This window comes from Microbacterium arborescens (assembly GCF_030369635.1).
GTDB lineage: Bacteria > Actinomycetota > Actinomycetes > Actinomycetales > Microbacteriaceae > Microbacterium.
Map to the genome: position 1 here is coordinate 2224177 of NZ_CP128474.1, position 19315 is coordinate 2243491.

A 19315-nucleotide genomic window follows, 5' to 3' on the forward strand; every position below is an offset into this window, starting at 1 on the left:
ACACCACGCTGAGAGGCCCGTCGTTCCGCGGTTCACGAGCGTCGTTCACCTTCTGTTCACCCCCAGAGCGCACTCTCGTAAGGGACGGTGTCTACCGTTCGGGACGAACCTGCACCGGGTTCTCGTCATCAACATGCGAAGGATTCACACAGTGAAGCTCTCCCGACTCGCCCAGCTGGGCGCCGTGGCCGCCGTGGCCTCTCTTGCCCTCGCCGGCTGCGCTGCAAACGAAAGCGCTGCGCCCGGCGCCGGCTCGAGCGACTCCTCGGCCCCCTCCCTCGAGGGCAACCTCGTCGGCGGCGGCGCCTCGTCGCAGGAAGTCGCCGTCCAGGCCTGGACCCAGGGCCTGCAGACCGCGAACCCCGGTCTCACGATCGACTACGACCCCTCCGGCTCGGGCACGGGACGCGAGTCGTTCCAGGCCGGCGCCGTGCAGTTCGCCGGCTCGGACCGTGCGTTCAAGACCGACGAGATCACTGCCGGCCCGTTCGAGGCATGCGCGGCCGACTCCGACCTCGTCGAGCTCCCGACCTACATCTCGCCGATCGCCGTCGTCTTCAACATCGACGGTGTCGACTCGCTGAACCTCGACGCCGACACGCTCGCGAAGATCTTCGCCGGCCAGATCACGACGTGGAACGACCCGGCGATCGCGGCCCTGAACGAGGGCGTCGAGCTGCCGGCGACGGCGATCACGCCGGTGCACCGCTCCGACAAGTCGGGCACCACGGGCAACTTCACCGACTACCTCGGCAAGACCGCGCCGGATGTCTGGACCGCCGGTTCGGTCGAGGAGTGGCCGGCCCTCGGCGGCGAGGCCGCTCAGGGAACGTCGGGCGTCATCTCGGCCGTCGAGGGCGGCCAGGGCACCATCGGCTACGCCGACGCCTCGCGCGCCGGGAACCTCGGCACCGTCGCGATCAAGGTCGGCGACGAGTTCGTCGAGTACTCCCCCGAGGCCGCGGCGGCGATCGTCGACGCATCGCCCGAGGAAGAGGGCCGCGCTGCGACCGACATCGCGATCAAGCTCGACCGCACGAGCACCGAGGCCGGTGTCTACCCCATCGTCCTCGTGAGCTACCTCATCGGCTGCGCCGAGTACAAGGACGCCGCGACCGCTGAGATGGTCAAGGGCTTCTTCAGCTACGCCGCGAGCGCCGAGGGTCAGGACGCCGCGGCATCCGCTGCCGGCTCGGCCCCCATCTCGGAGACCCTGCGCACGCAGGTCACCGAGGCCATCGAGGCCATCAAGTAAGACGCTCCGGGTGCCCGGTCCGGTTTCGCCGGACCGGGCACCTCGCGCGGTTCCCGTCCGTCGCACAGAATCGAAGCCATGACCACCACACCCGAGGTCACCCGCACCGGAGCCCCGAGGGCCAAGACCCGAGCGGGCGACCGCTGGTTCTCCGGCACGGCGCTCTTCGCCGGCTCGATGATCCTCGTGACCCTCGCTGCGGTCGCGATCTTCCTGGTCATCCAGTCGCTGCCCGCTTTCGTCGCCACCAACGAAGACGCCTCGATCCTGCCCGACAACTTCTGGTCGTACGTCGGGCCGCTCGTCTTCGGCACCGTCTGGGCAGCAGCGCTGGCGCTGCTCATGGCCGTGCCGCTGTCGCTCGGCGTCGCGCTCTTCATCTCGCACTACGCCCCGCGCAAGCTCGCTCAGGCTCTCGGCTACGTCGTCGATCTGCTCGCGGCCGTCCCCTCCGTGGTCTTCGGCCTCTGGGGCATCGGCGTCCTGGCACCGGCCGTGCAGCCCGTCTACAGCTGGTTCGTCGACAACGTGGGCTGGTTCCCGCTCTTCAACGGCCCCGTCTCCAGCACGGGCCGCACGATTTTCACGGCATCCGTCGTCCTCGCCGTCATGGTCACCCCGATCATCACCGCGATCTGCCGTGAGATCTTCCTGCAGACGCCGACCCTGCACGAGGAGGCCGCCCTGGCCCTCGGGTCGACGCGCTGGGAGATGATCCGGATGGCCGTCTTCCCCTTCGCCCGCAGCGGCATCGTCTCGGCCGCCATGCTCGGCCTCGGCCGTGCGCTCGGCGAGACCATGGCCGTCGCCATGGTGCTCTCGGTGTCGGGCGGCGTCACGTTCGCGCTCTTCACCTCGGGCAATCCCTCGACGATCGCGGCGAACATCGCACTCACCTTCCCCGAGGCCTACGGGACGAACGTCAACGTCCTCATCGCCACGGGCCTCATCCTCTTCGTCGTCACCTTCGCGGTGAACGCGGTCGCGCGCTACATCGTGAGCCGCCGCAAGGAATTCTCGGGGGCCAACTGACATGACCGCGACTCTGACTCCCCCGAGCACGTCGGCGCGCAGCGCCTCGACAGGCCTCACGACCGGCCACCTGCCGAGGTGGGCGCCCTGGGCGATCCTCGGAGCCTCCCTGGTCGTCGTGGGCGTCTTCTTCGGCGTGATCGCTGCCGCCTCGGGCGACGCTCTCAATGTGCCCGGCTGGCTCATCCTGTCGGCGGTGGCCTACCTCGTGCTCATCACGGCGGTCTCCGCCGCCGTCGAGGGCCGCCGCAAGTCGGTCGACCGCCTCGTGACCGGCGTCGTCACGGTGGCGTTCCTCATCGCCATGGTGCCGCTGGTCTCCGTCGCGTTCACCGTCATCACGCTGGGCGCCCCCAGCTGGAGCGGCGAGTTCTTCAGCTCGTCGATGCGCAACGTCGTCGGCGAGGGTGGCGGTGCGCTCCACGCCATCATGGGCACGGTCCTGATCACGCTCGCCGCCGCGGTCATCTCGATCCCGATCGGCATCTTCACCGCGATCTACCTCATCGAGTACGGGCAGGGGAAGCGTCTCGCACAGGGCATCACGTTCCTCGTCGACGTGATGACGGGCATCCCCTCCATCGTGGCCGGCCTCTTCGCCTACGCCCTGTTCGCGCTGTTCCTCGGCCCCGGCATCCGCCTCGGCATCATGGGGTCGGTGGCGCTCGCGGTGCTGATGATCCCCGTGGTCGTGCGCTCGACCGAAGAGATGCTGCGCCTCGTCCCCAACGAGCTGCGCGAGGCTTCGTTCGCACTCGGCGTGCCCAAGTGGCTCACGATCGCCAAGGTGGTGCTGCCCACCGCCATCGCGGGCATCACGACCGGCGTCATGCTCTCGATCTCGCGCGTCATCGGCGAGACCGCCCCGCTGCTGATCACCGCCGGCTTCACGGCATCCATGAACTACGACCTCTTCAACGGTCGTATGCAGACCCTGCCGGTCTTCACCTACACCCAGTACATGAACCAGGGCATTCCCGCCGAGGCCTTCGTCGGCCGCGCGTGGGCGTCCGCCCTGACCCTCATCGTCATCGTGATGCTGTTGAACCTCGTGGCGCGCCTGATCGCCAAGTTCTTCGCACCCAAGACCGGCCGCTGACCCGAAAGAAGAATCTCCGTGTCCAAGAGCATCGAAGTCAACGACCTCAACGTCTACTACGGCGACTTCCTCGCCGTCGAGGGCGTCTCCCTCGACATCGAACCCCGCAGCGTCACCGCCTTCATCGGCCCCTCGGGCTGCGGCAAGTCGACGTTCCTCCGCACCCTGAACCGCATGCACGAGGTGATCCCCGGCGCGCGCGTCGAGGGCAGCGTGCTGCTCGACGGCGACGACCTCTACGGACCGGGCGTCGACCCGGTGCTCGTGCGGCGCCAGGTCGGCATGGTGTTCCAGCGGCCGAACCCCTTCCCCACGATGTCGATCCGCGAGAACGTGCTGGCAGGCGTCAAGCTCAACAACCGTCGCATCTCGAAGTCGGACGCCGATGCCCTCGTCGAGAAGTCGCTGCGCGGCGCCAACCTCTGGAACGAGGTCAAGGACCGTCTCGACAAGCCCGGCTCGGGACTCTCGGGCGGACAGCAGCAGCGTCTGTGCATCGCGCGGGCCATCGCCGTCTCACCCGATGTGCTTCTCATGGACGAGCCCTGCTCGGCCCTCGATCCGATCTCGACGTTCGCGATCGAGGAGCTCATCCAGGAGCTCAAGAGCGACTACACGGTCGTCATCGTCACGCACAACATGCAGCAGGCCTCGCGCGTCAGCGACAAGACCGCGTTCTTCAACATCGCCGGAACGGGCAAGCCCGGCAAGCTCATCGAGTACGACGACACGACCTCGATCTTCACCACCCCGTCCGTTCAGGCCACCGAGGACTACGTCTCCGGCCGCTTCGGGTGAGCCGCGCCCGGCTCGCTGTGGGCCGGGATGCAAGGAATCGTGCGCGACGCGCCGGTGCGAGGGCTCCTCGCCCGGCGCGTCGCCGTTTCGGCCTTGCATCCCGGCGCGCGTGGGGTTGGCGGTGGCCCGGTGGCTCGGGTAGGTGGGCCAGCTAGGCGGGCCGGCCCGGGGGAACCGGGGGGTCGGGCCTGTTGGGCCGGTCGGGCCGACCGGGGGCGAAGGCCGGCTCGGACTCTGCCGAGCTCGCTGCCCTCCGTGCCGGGATGCAAGGGATCGAGGCCGACACCCCGATGAGGATGCCGCCCCTGCGGGGTGTCGCACGGCATCTCTTGCATCGCGGAACACGCATCGCCCAGCCCCACCCACCCCACCAATAGACCGAACGGCCCACCCGGCCGGACGCCTCTCCGGCGGTGGCAGTACGCGGATGCAAGGGATCGAAGCCGACACCCCGGTGAGGATGCCGCTGTCGCGGGGTGTCGCACCGCAACCCTTGCATCGCGGACCGCGCCGCACCCGGCTAACCGTTCCTCCCCGTCTCGGAGGACGAGACCGCGGTGCACAGATCGTCGATGGTCTCCCGTCAGCCAGGCGCGGGCGGGTCACGGTGAAGAGATGTGCGAGTCGCGATCGATCTTCACCACGCGGGAACTCCGCGCCGACGGCCTGAGCCGTCGCGAGATGGCGGCTGCACTCGACACCGGCAGGCTCAGCCGCATCCGAATCGGCGTGTACGCCTCGCCGGGTGCCTGCCCTTCGGCCCGAGCGATCGCGGCGCACGGCGGCTCGATGGCATGCGTCACGGCCGCCCGCCACCACGGGCTCTGGACGCTCGCCGATGACGACGAACCGCACGTGTGGCTCAAGACCGGCCAGCGCGCGCATCACGGCTCGTCGTGCGGGTGCGTCGAGCATTGGGACCGTGACCTGCGCCCCACGGCATCCGGTGCTCTTCCGCTCCGACAGGTGCTGCGCCAGATCCTCGGATGCCGCGGCCCCGAGCATTTCTTCGTCACGCTCGAGTCGGCCCTGCGACAGCGCCGTCTCACGACGGCCGACCTGCGGTGGCTCCGCATGCACACCAATGCCCGCGGCCGAGAGGCGCTTCAGCTCGCCCGGGCGGATGCCGACAGCGGGCTCGAATCGCTCCTGCGGTGGCGTCTGCGCACACTCGGACTACGGGTGCGAACCCAGGTGTCGATCTTCGGGGTCGGAGTCGTCGACGCCCTCATCGGCGACCGGCTCATCGTGGAGCTCGACGGCCGCGAGAATCACCACAGCGGGGCGAAGCGCCACAAAGACCTCATGCGCGATGCGAATGCGGCGACATGGGGATACGTGACGCTGCGCTTCGACTACGCGCTGGTCATCCACGACTGGGAGCTCGTCGAGTCAGCCATCCTCGGAGCCCTGCGCTCGCACCCGAGCCTGCGGCTTGCAGCATCCGTTTGAACCGCGACCGGCCGCACCCGGATGCAATGGTTCGTCGCCGACACCCCGACGACGCCTGCCATTCTCCGGCGCGCCGCGCACGATCCCTTGCCTCGCGGGCCACCGCTAAGGCACCGCCACCCGCGGCGCCTCAGTCGCGGGGTGAGAGCAGGTAGGAGTTGAGGGATGCCGTGACCTCGGCGTCCACCGCCAGCGCCGCGCCGTCGAGTTCGATGATGGGGGCCGCGAGCCGCACGCTCGACACCAGCCACGCGGCATCCGCTCGCCGCAGCTCATCGACCGGGATCGTCTCGTACGCCGTCTCGAAACCACGCTCGGCAAGGTGGTCGAACAGGCTCAGCTGCGTGGTGCCGTGCAGGATGCCGCCGTTGGGTGCCGGCGTGATGAACGTGTCGCCACGTCGCAGGATGAGCGACGCCGTCGGGGCTTCGAGCACGTACCCGTCGGAGCTGAGGAAGATCGCGTCGTCGGCGCCGCGCCGGTGCGCCTCGCGCAGGGCGGCCATGTTCACCGCGTAAGACAGGGTCTTCGCTCCCAGCAACAGCCACGGAGCGCGTGCCGGGGCGTCGATGGCGTAGCCGCGGTCGAGGGTCACGACGCGGATGCCGTCGGTGCGCGCCGCCGTGAAGTCCGCGGCCGCCGCTGCGGTCGCCCACGCCGTCGGGGTCGGTCCGTGCTCGATTCCGCGGCTCAGGATCAGCTTGACGACGCCTTCGCCCGGGCCGCATTCGGATGCCGCGATCGCCACGGCCTCCCGCCACTGGGCGAGGTTCGGCGCCGGCAGGTCGCAGAGCTCGGCGGAGTGCGCGAGTCGCTCCAGATGCGCCTCGACTTCCTGGGGGTGACCGCCCACGACCCCGATCGACTCGAAAATCCCGTCGCCGCGCTGGGTGCTGAGCTCCCCCACCGTCAACGCCGGGGCCGCGGGGTCGACCGAGGTGAAGGTCGACGCGAAGTCCGACCGGGTCTCATCCGCCGCGAGCGGGTCGATCATCAGCGCGAAACGCAGTGCCATGCGCCGAGCCTACGACGCGCCCGGTGCCGGGATGCACGACATCCGGCCCGACACCCCGGTAGGGATGCCGCTCCCCCGGCGCGTCGCCCACCATCCCTTGCATCGCGGCCCACCCGACCCGCCGCGGCGACCCCCGCCCCTTACCGGTCGGGCGCCGAACATGTCCACCCCGGGAATGCCCCCGGCCGAGGCTCCGTTAGACTGTAAGTGCCGGGCCGCAGTAACCCCGGGCTCCATCTTCAGCCGCTGCGAGCGGCCACGCGCCGAGAGGCGTTCTGCGGCCCGGCACTTCGCTTTTCCGGGGTCTTCTCGCGCTCGAGTAGCCGCCGAGGACCGAGAATCGCGGCGCACACCGAACGCGCGCGACGTGAGACGACTGCTTCGAAGCCGGTTCGCCCCCGCTCCGCGCCCGCTTCGGCCCCACCCCGCGCCCCCCACGGCACGAGACTTCGTCCGCGCGGCCTCAGCTCAGCGCTTCACGCCGCCACAGCCCGGCGCACGAACCGAGGTCGTCGGCGTACGTACTCAGGCGCAGCGCTCGCGCGGTGAGCGCCGAGGACCGATCGGGCTCACTGACATCATGGTCGTCGGCCATCGAGGTCGCCCCCGCCGCCTGCACCCGGCAGAACGATGCGGCGCGTTCGAGCGCCACCGCGAAGTCGCCGCGGAACACGCCCCGCATGATCGTGTCGATGAGCGCCACCAGCTCGTCCGGCCCGGCGGGCGTCGGGGCTCCCGCGATCACCTCGTCGGCCGAACGCAGCACAACCCGTCCGCGTTCGTAGAGAAGCGCAGCGGTGCGCGGGTCGCGGTGGATCATCAGTTGCAGCAGGTAGAGCCGCCAAAGTGCTCCGGGCAGCGACTTCGCAGGTGAGCGCGACCACAGCTCGGCGACGGTATCGATCCCGTGTTCGGCCGTGAAGCCCACGAGGCGGTCGACGACGGCGTCACTCGGGTCTTCGCGCACGCGCGACAGCAGGGCTCCCGCGGTCGCGTGGGCGACGCGCGAGACCTCCGCCGGATCTTCACCGGCGAAGTGCCGGTCGAACTCGTCGGCGGGTCGCCGAACGGGCTTGTGGTAGTCCCGGGATCCGTCCGTCATCATTCCAGGCTAAGCGAGAGCGGCATCCCTCCGGCGCTGTTCCACACAAGCCGGAGGACGACGAAACGGCCGGCCCGAAGAGGGCCGGCCGTTTCGCTGCCGGATAACGGGGTCGGGCAGTCAGGCGCTCGTCGGGATCGCGACGATCGGGTCGGTGGTAGGCAGGCCGCTCGGCGACCCGCCGCTCTGCTCGATGGTGAGCGCGATGACGTCTTCGGGCTGCATGTCGCCCTCGAGCAGCATTGCGGCCGAGCCATCGCTCGATTCGAACGCCCCGGCCGGGATCGGCGCGCTGCCGCGGACGAACCACGCCTCGTATGACTGGTCGTCGGCGATCTCGGGCAGGCCATCGGCGACGAGCACGACACCGTCGACACTCGGCGACCAGTGGACCGTGGCCTCACCGCCGTCGCCGAGCTGCGCGGTGCTCGACTGCGCGTCGTCGGAGCGCTCGATCTGTGCGAGCACGCTTTCGGCGGACGGCGCCCGCATGTCCTGGGTCAGCGCGCCGACGCCCCAACCGATGCCCACGAGGAGCGCGATCGACGCCGTCAGCGCGAAAAGGCTGCGCGTCCAGTTGCGACGCTGCACGGTCTGAAGTTCTTCTGTCGCCGGAGAGCCGACGGAGTAGCCGGATGCCGCGGCACGCGGGTCGTCGTCGTGCAGCTCGTCGGCGGGGTCCGCGACGTCGTCCTCGCGAGACGACGGCTGCTCCGCGACTGGCTCCGCGACCGGCGCGCCGATCTGGGCGAGCAGGCTGGCCCGCAGGGCGGGCGGAGGAGCCACATCGGCGACGCCTTCGGAAAGCAGCGCCGCAGCCGCGGCATCCGCTTCGACGAGCGGCATCCACTCGGGGTGCGCCTCGAGGGCTTCGCGGTAGGCGAGCTCGTCTTCAGGCGACAGCGCTCCGAGCGCGTACCCTGCCGAGAGTTCGGCGAATGTCTGCTCGTTCACGATGTCACCCCCATTGCACTACGGAGCTTGGTCAATCCATCACGCATCCGTGTCTTGATAGTTCCGAGCGGCGCTCCCACCAGCGCTGCGATCTCGCTCTGACTGTAACCCCCGTAGTAGGCGAGGGTGATGGCCTCTCGTTGCGCCTCGGGTAGAGAGCTGAGAGCCCGAGCGACGCGCCGTCCTTCGATGCGCAGCTCAACCTGTTCGGCGACACCTTCGGGCTGTGTCGCCATCTCTCGGTAGCCCGCACGGACGTCGCGATCGCTGCTCGCCTGCGACGACCGAACCCGGTCTACCGCGCGGCGGTGGGCGATCGTGAGAACCCACGACCTTCCTTGCCCCCTCTTCGGAGCGAACGTCGAAGCGGATTGCCACACTTCGAGGAACACTTCCTGGAGCACTTCCTCGCTCTGCGCGCGGTCGACGAGAACACGGAGGATGAGCCCGAAGACCCTCCCCGACAGCGTGTCGTACAGGCTGGCGAATGCGCTGTGGTCACCGTCGGCGCAGCGCTGGATCAGCTCCGCGACGTGATCCGTCGACGGCCCGTCGTCGGGCACGTCCATTCCATCTATGACCATCGCTACCAGCATGCCGCATTCCCGGCCCGTTCCCGGATGCAGCGCCGACCTGTTATGCGTTCTCTACCTGGCGCGCCGCGCGGCCGAGAGCATCCGTCTCAGCTCGCTTCCTATAAGAGGGCCGCTTCGGATGCCTGAAAACTCGGTTTCAAAGTTTCTCGAACTTTTTCCGATCCGATCCCCGCGGGTCTCCGAAGAACCCTCGACGCCGGGGACGGACCTACGGCGGAGAACACACGGAGGCAATCATGCTCAGCACCAAGAAGAAGTTCACTGCTGCCCTGGCCCTCGGCTTCGCCGGAGCCCTCGCCCTTTCGGCCTGCTCGTCGGGCTCGGGCGACAACATGACCGAGGAGACCGAGGCCCCCTCGTCGTCGGCCGCCCCGATGGAGTCGGCTTCGCCCGACGCCTCGATGGACCCGGCCGCCAACCTCGTCGGCCCCGGCTGCGCCGACTACGCCGCCGCCGTTCCGGACGGCTCGGGTTCGGTTGCCGGCATGGCGCAGGACCCGGTGGCCACCGCGGCGTCGAACAACCCGCTGCTCACCACCCTCGTCGCCGCCGTCAGCGGACAGCTCAACCCTGACGTCAACCTCGTCGACACGCTGAACGGTGACGAGTTCACCGTCTTCGCTCCCGTCGACGACGCGTTCGCCAAGATCGACCCCGCCACCATCGAGTCGCTGAAGACCGACTCGGCGACGCTGACGTCGATCCTCACCTACCACGTCGTGCCCGGCCAGATCGCGCCCGACGAGATCGACGGCACCCACACCACCGTCAACGGTGCCGACCTGACCGTCACCGGCTCGGGCGACAACATCATGGTCAACGACAGCGCCGCGGTCATCTGCGGTGGCGTCACGACGGCCAACGCAACGGTCTACCTCATCGACACGGTGCTGATGCCCCCGATGTGACCCGAACAGCCGCGGTGAGGGGTTCCCGCGGCACGGCCTCGGTATCTCCGTGGCCGAGGCGAAGCCGCCGGTGCGAGCACACCGGCGGCTTTGTCGTGCCCGGACGGATGTCGGCGGGTCGGGTCGCCGGCGGTTCGGATGTCGGCGGTTCGGGCCCTCCCCCGCGGCTACTAAGCTGGGAAGCTCAGGGCCTCTAGCTCAGTCGGTAGAGCATCGGACTTTTAATCCGCGGGTCGTGGGTTCGAGCCCCACGGGGCCCACCCACCCGGAGGACGCGACGGCGGTCAGAACGCCGTCAGCGCGGCACTCGAGCAGTGCTTCCGCGCACCACGAACTCGACCGAAGGCAGCTGGACCACCTCAGGCTCGTTGCCCTCGACCAACGCGACAAGCGCATGCGCGCAGGCTCTGCCCCAGGCGATCACGTCCTGACGCACCGTCGTGAGCGGCGGCACCATGTACGGCGCGAGCGGGATGTCGTCGAACCCGACGATCGACACATCACCAGGCACGCTCATCCCGCGGTCGATGGCGGCCGACATTCCGGCGATGGCCATCAGGTCGTTGGCGTAGACGATCGCCGTCGGCGGATCCGACAGGTCGAGCAACTCGTGAGTGGCCGAGGCCCCCGCCGCACCCGTGAAGTCGGCGCTGACGGCCGGCCCCGGCGGCAAGCCCAGCTGCGCCATCTCCTGCTCCCAGGCGCTACGGCGCACGTGGGAGTGGATGTAGCGGTCGGGTCCGCCGACGTGGCCGATGCGTCTGTGTCCCAGGGCACTCAGGTGGCGCACCGCGCGCCGCACGCCCGCGGCGTCGTCCAAGCCGATCGGCGCTATCGCACCGTCCGCCGGACCTGCCGGCCCGACCATGACGAACGGCATGCCGAGGCGCGTCAATTCGTCGGGCCGGGTGTCGTCCATGCGCAGGTCGCCGAGAAAGACGCCGTCCACCCGTGATTCGCGCGCGAAGCTGATATACGCTGCATGCTCGGCCTCCTCGCTCTCGACCACCTGGAGCATGAGCGCGTAGCCGATGCCCGACAAGCCGCTCTCGACACCCGCGATGAATTGCGGGAAGAAGGGGTCGGTACTGAACAGCTCGGGCTCACGACGCACGACGTAGCCCAGAGCCTGTGCGCGGCTACGAGAGAGGGCTCGCGCGCGCGAATCGGGGCGCCAGTCGAGATCGGCCGCGGCCTGCAGGATGCGCTGACGCGCGGTGTCCCCCACGCCGCCACGTCCGTTGAACACGAAAGACACGGCGCTCTTGGAGACACCCGCGCGCGCGGCGACATCGCCGATGGTCACCTTTCGCTCCCGCTGCTCGCCGCGAGAGGGGCGGGGCCGACCCTCGGGGCCCTGCGAAGCCGTCGGGTCGGGTCGAGGCGTTGTCATTTTGCCATCATAGCGCGGGTTTTAGCTCTTTTTAGTAGAGATGACTCGGCATCGAACCGCGTCGTAACAGGGCTGTGGCGCGTCCGACTCCAGGAGTTGACCTGCGGGAGACAAACCGGTTTACTACCATCGTCGGGATGCCCGCCGGTCGCCCAAGACCGACGGCGCATGCGACTCGAGAATGAGGAGTGTCGCGATGACGCGCGTAGCAGACAGGGCCTCCGGTTCGACCGGCGTCCTCTCGCCCCAAGCGGCCGCCGCGCCGCGACGGAAGCGACGAGTGCATCGCTGGCTGGGAGAGAATCCGATCGGCCTGCTCTTGAGCAGCCCCTATGTCGCCTTCGTCGTCGTCGTCTTCCTCGTGCCGTTCTGCTTCGGCATCTGGATGTCGTTCCACGAGTTCTTCTTCACCGCCCCCGGCGTCGCTGTGCCGCATCCCTTCGTCGGGTTCGACAACTTCGCCACGGTGCTCGGCGACAGGCAGGTGCGGCAAGCGTTCGTGAACCTGCTGATCTTCCTCGTCATCAACGTGCCACTGACCGTCGTGCTCGGTCTGCTGCTCTCGAGCGGGCTGAACGCGGTCGTGCACTGGAAGGGCTTCTTCCGCGTCGCCTATTACATCCCGTACGTCACGGCGTCGGTCGCGACGATCGCCGTGTGGATCTTCCTGTTCAACGGAAACGGCGTCGTGAACTCGCTGCTGGGCAGTCTCGCCCCCGACCCGACATGGCTGGCCAATCCGGCGATTATCATGCCGCTGATCGCGGTGTACGTGACGTGGAAGAACCTCGGCTTCTACATCCTGCTCTACCTGGCCGCATTGCAGAACGTGCCCGAAGAGCAGTACGAGGCCGCGCAGCTCGACGGCGCCGGCCGCTGGCAGCGCTTCCGCTCGGTCACCCTGCCGGGAGTGGCGCCGGTGACCTCGCTGGTCATCCTGTTGACGATCATCACGACCGGTCAGATCTTCACCGAGCCCTACCTGCTCACCGGCGGTGGACCGAACGGCGCGTCGCTGACACCCGCACTGCTCATGTACCAGAAGGGCATCCAGCAGGGTCAGCCCGACATCGCCGCTGCCATCGGGATGATCCTCGTCGTGGCCGTGATGACCGTGTCGCTCGTGTCGCGCCGCCTGACGGAGAGGAAGAGCTGATGACCACCGAGACCCCCCTCCCCGTCGATGCCCGCACGACTCGCGCCCGCAAGGCCGGCGGGTCGCGCGTCCTTTCCGCCCTGCGATTCGGCGCCCTCACCCTCGGCGCTCTCGCTGCGCTCGTGCCCTTCTACTACATGGTCATCGGGGCGCTGCAGCGCGAACGTGACACGAGCTTGTGGGGACTCCTGCCGTTGCCCGGCAACCTGACGCTCGACAACTTCACCGAGGTCAACGAGTCGATCAATCTGCTGCGCTCACTCGGCAACTCGCTTATCATGACCGCCGGCGTCGTCGGCTGCACGCTCGTGTTCGGCCTGCTCGTCGGCTACGCGCTGTCGATCCTGCAGTTCCGCGGTCAGGGTCTGGTGTTCGCCCTCGTCCTGCTGGTGCAGGCGATCCCTTTCCAGCTGCTCATGATCCCGCTTTACGTCATGGTCGTGCGCTACTTCAACCTCGCCGACAACTACATCGGCATGATCCTGCCGTTCGCGATCAACTCGGTCGCGGTGCTGATCTTTCGCCAGTACTTCTTGCAGATCCCGAAGGAGATCTTCGACGCCGCCCGCATCGACGGGGCGAGCGAGATGCGGATCCTGCGCTCGATCGCGGTCCCCCTCGTGCGGCCCGCTGTGCTGACGGCCATGCTCGTGACCTTCATCGGGCCATGGAACGAGTTCCTCTGGCCCTTCCTGGTCACCAAGAACGCCGACCTACAGACCCTCGCCGTGAGCCTGGCCAACTTCTCGCAGTCCAACGGCACCTTCCTCGCCAACCCGATGGGCGCCGTGCTCGCGGGCGCTTGCGTGCTGGCGGTGCCGGTCGTCGTTCTGTTCCTGGTCTTCCAGCGCCACTTCACCTCGGCGAACCTCGGCTCCGCCGTCAAGGGCTGACGCAGCCCGTCCCTCGAATGAAAGACACACGATGACCACTCATTCCCCCGTGGAATCGACGACCGACGTGCCGTACGCGCTTCGCCGGATCGGCACGATCATGACCGCCGACTCGAACGACCCGTTCGAGGCAGAAGGCGTACTCAATCCCGGCACCGCCTGGGGCCCGGACGGAGAGCTGTATCTCTATCCGCGTATCGTCGCCGAGGGCAACGTGTCGCGCATCGCACGCGCACGCGTCGTGGTCGAGAACGGCGAACCGGTCGCGGTCGAACGCCTCGGCGTCGCACTCTCGCCCGACGAGGGATGGGAGTACGGCGCGAGCAACGCCGGTGTCGAAGACCCGCGCATCACGTTCGTCGAGCCGCTCGGCCTGCATGTGATGACCTACGTCGCCTACGGTCCACTCGGCCCGAAGTCGGCTATGGCCGTGTCGACCGATACCGTCACCTGGCGTCGACTCGGCCCCGTGCGGTTCGCTTACCAGCCGGAGCTCGACTCAGACCTGAACCTGTTCCCCAACAAGGACATCGTGTTCTTCCCCGAGGCCGTTCCCGGCCCCGACGGCCGCCCGAGCCTCGCGGTGCTGCACCGCCCGATGTGGGACCTGGACTGGCTGCGTGACGGTGAAGGCGCGCGCACCCCGGCGGGGATCGATGACGACCGCCCGTCGATCTGGATCGGGTACATCGATCTCGAAGCGGCGACGCGCGACCTCTCGGCACTCACCTACATCGAGAAGTCCGAGATGATCGTCGCGCCGGAGGCCTGGTACGAGAGTGCCAAGATCGGCGCCGGCCCCTCCCCGCTCCGCGTTCCCGAAGGCTGGCTGCTGCTGCACCACGGCGTCTCGGGCGCGAAGCCGAAGGGGTTCGAGCTGGCACACGGATCGAAGTACGCCGCGGGCGCCATCATCCTCGACGCCACCGATCCCCGCCGGGTCATCGCGCGTTCATCCGAGCCGTTGCTCGCCCCCGAAGTCGCCGAAGAGGTGTCGGGAACGCTCGGCAACGTCGTCTTCCCGACGGCGATCGAGACCATCGGCGGGCGCGATTTCGTGTTCTACGGCATGGCTGACTCGTCGATCGGCGTCGCAGAGCTGCGACGCATCGTGGACTGATCCGCAGCACGCACCGACGCGCAACGGAGCCCCCTCCCACACGGAGGGGGTTTCGTTGCGCGTGCGCTTGGGGCGACGCGGACGGCCAGACGGATGCGGCCGGACCCCGCAGGGGTCCGGCCGCACGGTTGCTCCGACGTCAGACGCGGCCTCGTCGAGCGCCGTGCACCGCGGCGGCTCCCGCCACCAGCAGCGCCGCGGCGATGCCGATCGCCCACATGACGCCCGCGATGTGCCCGCCCGTGGCCGACAGTTCACCGTCGCGGTCCCCACCTCCGACTGCCGGCGGGCCGGCGGCGCCGTCATCCGAGCCGCCGCCCGTGCCGCCATCCGGAGGCGCGGCGGTGACCGTGATCGCCAGCGTCGCGACATCCGCCCCACCCTGCATCGCGACGAGCGTGTGCTCCCCCGGTGCGACATCTGCGGGAACGGTCGCCGTCAGCCGGAACTCCCCACCGGCGTCCGCGACGACGATACCGAGGTCCACAGGCGTCGAACGCAGCTGCACCACGTACTCGCCGCCGCTCGCGAACCCGGTACCGAGGACACTGATCGTCGAGCCGGCCCGCACCTCGCCCGGCGCCGACAGCACCGGGGGCGCGGGTGCTTCGTCGACGACGAGTCCGTCGATCGCCGTCCGGAGTGCCGCGGCTCGAGCATCGGCCGTCTCCTGTGAGATGCCTGCGGGCGCCCCCAGTACCACCTTCGCCGCCTCGAGGGCCGGCAGCAACGGCTGCCAGCTCTCGGCGGTGTACTCCGTGCTGTCGAGCGCATTCGCCCGGTCGACCAGCGTCTGCAGCTCGGCGGTCGAGACGGCGATGCTCACGGTCGACCAGACCGACTCGTCGCCGTTTGCATGCAGCAGCAGCACAGGCGTCGTTCCCGAGCGACCCGTCGTGAGGTCGAACTCGATCCGGCCGTCGGCCGCGACCTGAGCGTCACCGTCGACGGCCACAACGGAGGCGTCGAGCGGGTAGGCCGAGAACGTATCGTCATCGTCGAGCGGGGTAATGGATGCCGCGACCACCGCGGTGCTGTCCGCATCGGCGGTCACCGACTCGGTCAGCGGCACGAAGTTGTAGCCGCCATACAGCTCGAGCTCGAAGACCGACATGCCATAACGCGTGACCGGCAGCCCCTCGACGCGCACGTAGCGCACTTCGGCGTCGGCGAAATCGACGACGTTGCGCAGCTCGGCCGACGTCTTCTGCACCCGCGCGAGCTCGCTCCACGTCGTGCCGTCGATCGAGCCCTGCACCCGGAAGTCGTTCGACGTCGCCGTCTCCCACGTGATGACCGCCTGGTTGATCGTGCGGTCGACGCCCAGGTCGACCTGGAGCCAGCGTGGAGTGGTGTAGGGCGCGTTCTGCCGCTGCGACGCCCACCGGGTCGTCGTGTTGCCGTCCGTGGCGTACCGAGCGGCGAGCGCGTCGCTGAACTGCGAATCGGCTGTCGTGTCTTTGCCGAGGGCGAGATTCTCGCGGCCCGCGGGCGCTGCGTTCGCCGAGACGATCAGGTCGTCGGGAAACACCTCGAACTCCCACAACGAGACGCCGTACTGCGAAGCACTCCGTGCCGACGCCTGCATCCGGACGTACCGGGCGCGGGCGTCGATCCCGAGCGCGTCGACTCCTCCGTCGCTGCCGGTTTCCGGGGTGGCGTAGACGTCGCGCCACGATGCAGCGTCATCCGAGACCTGGATGCGGTAGCGGGTCGCGTACGACGCCTCCCACCAGAGCCGCACCGCGCCGATGGACTGCACCGATCCCAGGTCGACCTGCGTCCACGCGGTGTCCGACAGGTTCGAGCTCCACCGGGTGGCCATGTTGCCGTCAGTGATGGCGCCGGTCGCGCTGCCTCCCGATGCGGCCACCGATCGACCGAGGGCGATGTTGCGCGTCGAGCTGATCTCGAACCCCGCGACACCGTACGGCGCGTCTCCGACGCTCTCGAGCATGAGCAGCCGCACGTACGTCGCCGCCTGCGGTGCGAACTCCAGCGTGTCGGTGCCGCCGTCGCCCCCTTGCACGACCCGTTGATCGGCCCAGGTGCGGCCGTCGAGAGATGTCTGCAGCAGGTAGCGCTCGGCCGCGGCATCCTCCCAGACGATCGTGGCGCCCGTGACGAAAGACCCGACGCCGACATCGGCGGTGAGCCACTGCACCCCCGCCTCGCTCGATCGCCACGCCGTGCCGGCGTCACCGTCGCCCGCGAACGCGGCGTCGGACCCGACCGCGGTGCTGCTGGCGCCGAACGGCGACGCGACGCCGCCATCGGAGTCGGTCAGCGGGGCGGTCACCGTCTGCCCCAGGTAAGCACCCGAACCGAGCGCGAACGTACCGCGCTGCATCGTGTCGGCGCCGATGAGGTCTACGCGCACCAGGAGCGCCGGCTTGTCGGGGTTGGCGACGCTGACGACGGGCGTGTCGCCCGATTCGTCGAGGATGACGATCGCAGGCTGGTCGACGCGCAGCACGCGCCCGTCGCCGAGATCGAGGTCTCCCGACTCGTAGAAGGTGGCCATCGTGCGCTTGAGTCCCGCATGGCGCACCGCCTGCACCGACGCGTCGTTGCGCAGCGTCTCGACCGCGGGCGCGGCGGCATACGCCGCGACCTCGCCGGGCTCCGCCGCCGGCAGCACCGTGTACTCGTAGCTCGCGTCCGTCGGCCGCACGCCGTGATCGAAGTACAGCGTGAAAGCGTCGCGCTCGACGACGTCTTCGCCCACCCAGCTTCCGCTCTGCAGCTGACGCGAAACGCGCAGCGAGCCGTCGTCCGGCACGACGTAGCCGACCTGGTCGTTGTACGCCCAGCGTGCGCCGTCGAGCGCCTGGTCCGCGGTGCCGACGTCGAGCGCCTCGCCGCCCACCGAGGCGTTCGGCTTCGCAGCCGCCTGGTTGACGACCGTGTGCACGGCGCCGTCCGAAGTCGACCGGATGCCGGTGCCGAGCGCCACCATCTCGTCGTCGAAGTAGAAGTAGCTCTTGCTCGCCTTCGACGACGAACGGTCGAGCGTGTACACGCTCGCACCGTACGTGCCGTCGGAGACGCCGCCGGTGAAGCTGCCGCCGTTGCCGACGCGCCCGTTCGTGCCGCGTGTCTGTTCCTTGACATAGGGAGCAGTCACTCCCGGGTAGTGGAACCAGTCGAAGGCGGGCCCGAGCTCAAGGTACTCGCGACCGGTCACCTGGATCGCGGTCGCGCCGGCGGAGTTCCAGTACACCTCGTTGCCGACGGCGGGACGGAACGTCGACCGGTACTCGGCGCCGACCGTGCGGCTGGAGTTCAGACGGGTGAAGATGCCGTAGTCGTCGCGCAGCTGCGACGAGAACTCCGAACGCCAGAAGTACTTGTTGCCGGTGACCCCGTTGCCGGGCGCCTGTCCCCGGATGTTGGCCGCGAGATCGCGGTACGCGGTGGCGTATAGGGCATCGGTGCGGACCATCTGGTCGAGCGGCTCGAGGAACTCGGCCGCGTAGCCGGTGACGCCGTCGACCGTCTTGGGCGGACGGTAGCCGAGGTACAGCATCCCGACCTCGCCGCGGATCATCCAGCGTGTGCCGTTGATGATGTAGAACGCGATCGTGTCGAGTTGCTCGCGGGTGAAGCCGAGGCTCGTGCCACGAGCCGCGTCCGCCCAGATCGCGACGTTGGTGAACAGCGCCATGCCGTAGCCCTCGCTGTACAGCTGGGCCTCATGGGCCCAGAAGCTCGCATCGGGCTGCACGGCCTCGTTGACGTCGCCGGACTCGTCGACCTCGACCGTCTCGACCATCGTGGCGAACCCGGTGGTGATGTCCTCGAAGTTGCGGGTCGACACCGCCTCGAAGAGGTAGTTCGTCGTCCGCCAAGCCCCGTTCGCACCGACCGGGTCGAGCTTGCCGGTGTTGTGCTCCTGCGCCGCGTCGAACGCCTCGTCCGACAGCTCACCGCCCACGAAGATCGCGATGCGGCCCATGGCCATCGACTCGCCGATCTCGGTCTCCCACCAGTTCTGATTGCCGGGGTCGACGCGGTCCCAGTGCACGAGCGCACGGTCGAGGGCGGCGATCAGGGTGGGGTCCTCGAAGCCGGGGGCATCGGGCGCCCGGTAGGCCTGCGCCATCGCGAGCATGCGGTACAGCGCGATGTAGGCCGACCACGTCGAGCCGTTCGCGGAGCTCGTGCGGTCGGCGTAGTTGACGTCCGACCATGAGCCGTCCTCGTTCTGTGAGGCTGCGTACTCCTGGGCCTCCGACGTGCGAGCGAGGTAGATGCCGTTGGCGATGATGATGTCGTCGCCCTGCGCCAGGTAGTAGCCCTGCAGACGGCTGACGATCGTGTCGACGTCGTCGTCGGGTGTGGCAGCCGCCGCGGGCGGTGCGATGAGGGCGCAGGCGCCGAGCACCAGGGCGGTGATGGTCGCGGCGAGCGCGGTAAGGAATCTCAAGACGGCTCCTTCGGCCTGACGGGCGCAGCGGAGCATCGGTACGCAACGCTGCGGAGACGGGGTGATGCAGGACGGCGCGGAGACCGTCGATGAAACGGGAGGGCCGGGCGGAG

Annotated in this window: 15 protein-coding genes and 1 tRNA gene; 10 read left to right on the plus strand and 6 right to left on the minus strand. The window is 68.9% G+C overall.

The window, feature by feature from the left end; genetic code table 11:
- The first annotated feature begins 151 nt into the window (after positions 1-151).
- The 5 genes from pstS to QUC20_RS10610 all read left to right on the plus strand — a co-directional run bounded on the left by pstS (position 152) and on the right by QUC20_RS10610 (position 5636).
- The gene (pstS, locus tag QUC20_RS10590; RefSeq protein WP_120264944.1) at positions 152-1255 is read left to right on the plus strand and encodes a phosphate ABC transporter substrate-binding protein PstS; all 1104 of its coding nucleotides are present in this window, start codon (positions 152-154) and stop codon (positions 1253-1255) included.
- A gap of 78 nt (positions 1256-1333) precedes the next feature.
- The gene (gene pstC / locus QUC20_RS10595) at positions 1334-2287 is read left to right on the plus strand and encodes a phosphate ABC transporter permease subunit PstC (protein ID WP_120264943.1); all 954 of its coding nucleotides are present in this window, start codon (positions 1334-1336) and stop codon (positions 2285-2287) included.
- Position 2288: 1 nt separating this feature from the next.
- Complete coding sequence (gene pstA / locus QUC20_RS10600) at positions 2289-3386, plus strand: phosphate ABC transporter permease PstA (RefSeq protein WP_120264942.1); 1098 nt, start codon at positions 2289-2291, stop codon at positions 3384-3386.
- Between the two features lie 18 nt (positions 3387-3404).
- Positions 3405-4184, plus strand: coding sequence for a phosphate ABC transporter ATP-binding protein PstB (gene pstB, locus QUC20_RS10605; RefSeq protein WP_023954907.1), 780 nt, complete (start codon positions 3405-3407; stop codon positions 4182-4184).
- Between the two features lie 615 nt (positions 4185-4799).
- Positions 4800-5636 carry a type IV toxin-antitoxin system AbiEi family antitoxin domain-containing protein gene (locus QUC20_RS10610; protein ID WP_289329838.1) on the plus strand — a complete coding sequence of 279 codons (837 nt, stop codon included), beginning with the start codon at positions 4800-4802 and terminating at the stop codon, positions 5634-5636.
- Between the two features lie 130 nt (positions 5637-5766).
- Here QUC20_RS10610 and QUC20_RS10615 read toward each other — a convergent pair whose 3' ends face one another.
- The 4 genes from QUC20_RS10615 to sigK form a co-directional block, all read right to left on the minus strand.
- On the minus strand, positions 5767-6651 hold the full coding sequence (locus QUC20_RS10615; protein WP_120264940.1) for an aminodeoxychorismate lyase: 885 nt from the start codon (positions 6649-6651) through the stop codon (positions 5767-5769).
- Positions 6652-7114: 463 nt separating this feature from the next.
- A complete protein-coding gene (locus QUC20_RS10620; protein WP_289329839.1) occupies positions 7115-7753 on the minus strand; it encodes a DNA-directed RNA polymerase subunit beta in 639 nt (212 codons plus the stop codon).
- 120 nt (positions 7754-7873) lie between these two features.
- Complete coding sequence (locus QUC20_RS10625; protein ID WP_289329840.1) at positions 7874-8707, minus strand: anti-sigma factor; 834 nt, start codon at positions 8705-8707, stop codon at positions 7874-7876.
- Entirely contained in the window at positions 8704-9303 is a 600-nt protein-coding gene (sigK, locus tag QUC20_RS10630) for an ECF RNA polymerase sigma factor SigK (RefSeq protein WP_289329841.1), read from the minus strand. The genes QUC20_RS10625 and sigK overlap by 4 nt, the downstream gene beginning before the upstream one ends.
- 236 nt (positions 9304-9539) lie before the next feature.
- Here sigK and QUC20_RS10635 point away from each other — a divergent pair, with 236 nt between their 5' ends.
- Positions 9540-10211, plus strand: coding sequence for a fasciclin domain-containing protein (locus tag QUC20_RS10635; RefSeq protein ID WP_120264938.1), 672 nt, complete (start codon positions 9540-9542; stop codon positions 10209-10211).
- 187 nt (positions 10212-10398) lie between these two features.
- A tRNA-Lys gene (locus tag QUC20_RS10640) sits at positions 10399-10471 on the plus strand.
- Between the two features lie 35 nt (positions 10472-10506).
- On the opposite strand, the gene QUC20_RS10645 is transcribed toward QUC20_RS10640, so the two are convergent.
- Complete coding sequence (locus QUC20_RS10645) at positions 10507-11604, minus strand: LacI family DNA-binding transcriptional regulator (RefSeq protein WP_289329842.1); 1098 nt, start codon at positions 11602-11604, stop codon at positions 10507-10509.
- A gap of 196 nt (positions 11605-11800) precedes the next feature.
- Between QUC20_RS10645 and QUC20_RS10650 the strand changes: the two genes are divergently transcribed.
- Genes QUC20_RS10650 through QUC20_RS10660 form a run of 3 tightly spaced genes read left to right on the plus strand, consistent with a single transcriptional unit; the run spans position 11801 to position 14773 of the window.
- On the plus strand, positions 11801-12760 hold the full coding sequence (locus tag QUC20_RS10650; RefSeq protein ID WP_289329843.1) for a carbohydrate ABC transporter permease: 960 nt from the start codon (positions 11801-11803) through the stop codon (positions 12758-12760).
- On the plus strand, positions 12760-13653 hold the full coding sequence (locus QUC20_RS10655; RefSeq protein ID WP_289329844.1) for a carbohydrate ABC transporter permease: 894 nt from the start codon (positions 12760-12762) through the stop codon (positions 13651-13653). The genes QUC20_RS10650 and QUC20_RS10655 overlap by 1 nt, the downstream gene beginning before the upstream one ends.
- Positions 13654-13684: 31 nt before the next feature.
- Positions 13685-14773 carry a glycoside hydrolase family 130 protein gene (locus tag QUC20_RS10660; protein ID WP_289329845.1) on the plus strand — a complete coding sequence of 363 codons (1089 nt, stop codon included), beginning with the start codon at positions 13685-13687 and terminating at the stop codon, positions 14771-14773.
- Positions 14774-14912: 139 nt separating this feature from the next.
- Here the strand turns inward: QUC20_RS10660 and QUC20_RS10665 are convergent, their stop codons facing one another.
- Positions 14913-19202 (minus strand): polysaccharide lyase family 8 super-sandwich domain-containing protein, encoded by a 4290-nt coding sequence (locus tag QUC20_RS10665; RefSeq protein WP_289329846.1) that lies wholly within the window; start codon positions 19200-19202, stop codon positions 14913-14915.
- Positions 19203-19315 lie beyond the last annotated feature (113 nt).

Coding starts and splice junctions, on each gene's coding strand:
- QUC20_RS10655 (WP_289329844.1), top strand. CDS start 12,760: ATGACCACCGAGACCCCCCTCCCCGTCGATGCCCGCACGACTCGCGCC.
- QUC20_RS10615 (WP_120264940.1), bottom strand. CDS start 6,651: ATGGCACTGCGTTTCGCGCTGATGATCGACCCGCTCGCGGCGGATGAG.
- sigK (WP_289329841.1), bottom strand. CDS start 9,303: ATGCTGGTAGCGATGGTCATAGATGGAATGGACGTGCCCGACGACGGG.
- pstA (WP_120264942.1), top strand. CDS start 2,289: ATGACCGCGACTCTGACTCCCCCGAGCACGTCGGCGCGCAGCGCCTCG.
- QUC20_RS10610 (WP_289329838.1), top strand. CDS start 4,800: ATGTGCGAGTCGCGATCGATCTTCACCACGCGGGAACTCCGCGCCGAC.
- pstC (WP_120264943.1), top strand. CDS start 1,334: ATGACCACCACACCCGAGGTCACCCGCACCGGAGCCCCGAGGGCCAAG.
- QUC20_RS10620 (WP_289329839.1), bottom strand. CDS start 7,753: ATGACGGACGGATCCCGGGACTACCACAAGCCCGTTCGGCGACCCGCC.
- QUC20_RS10660 (WP_289329845.1), top strand. CDS start 13,685: ATGACCACTCATTCCCCCGTGGAATCGACGACCGACGTGCCGTACGCG.
- QUC20_RS10650 (WP_289329843.1), top strand. CDS start 11,801: ATGACGCGCGTAGCAGACAGGGCCTCCGGTTCGACCGGCGTCCTCTCG.
- QUC20_RS10635 (WP_120264938.1), top strand. CDS start 9,540: ATGCTCAGCACCAAGAAGAAGTTCACTGCTGCCCTGGCCCTCGGCTTC.
- QUC20_RS10645 (WP_289329842.1), bottom strand. CDS start 11,604: ATGACAACGCCTCGACCCGACCCGACGGCTTCGCAGGGCCCCGAGGGT.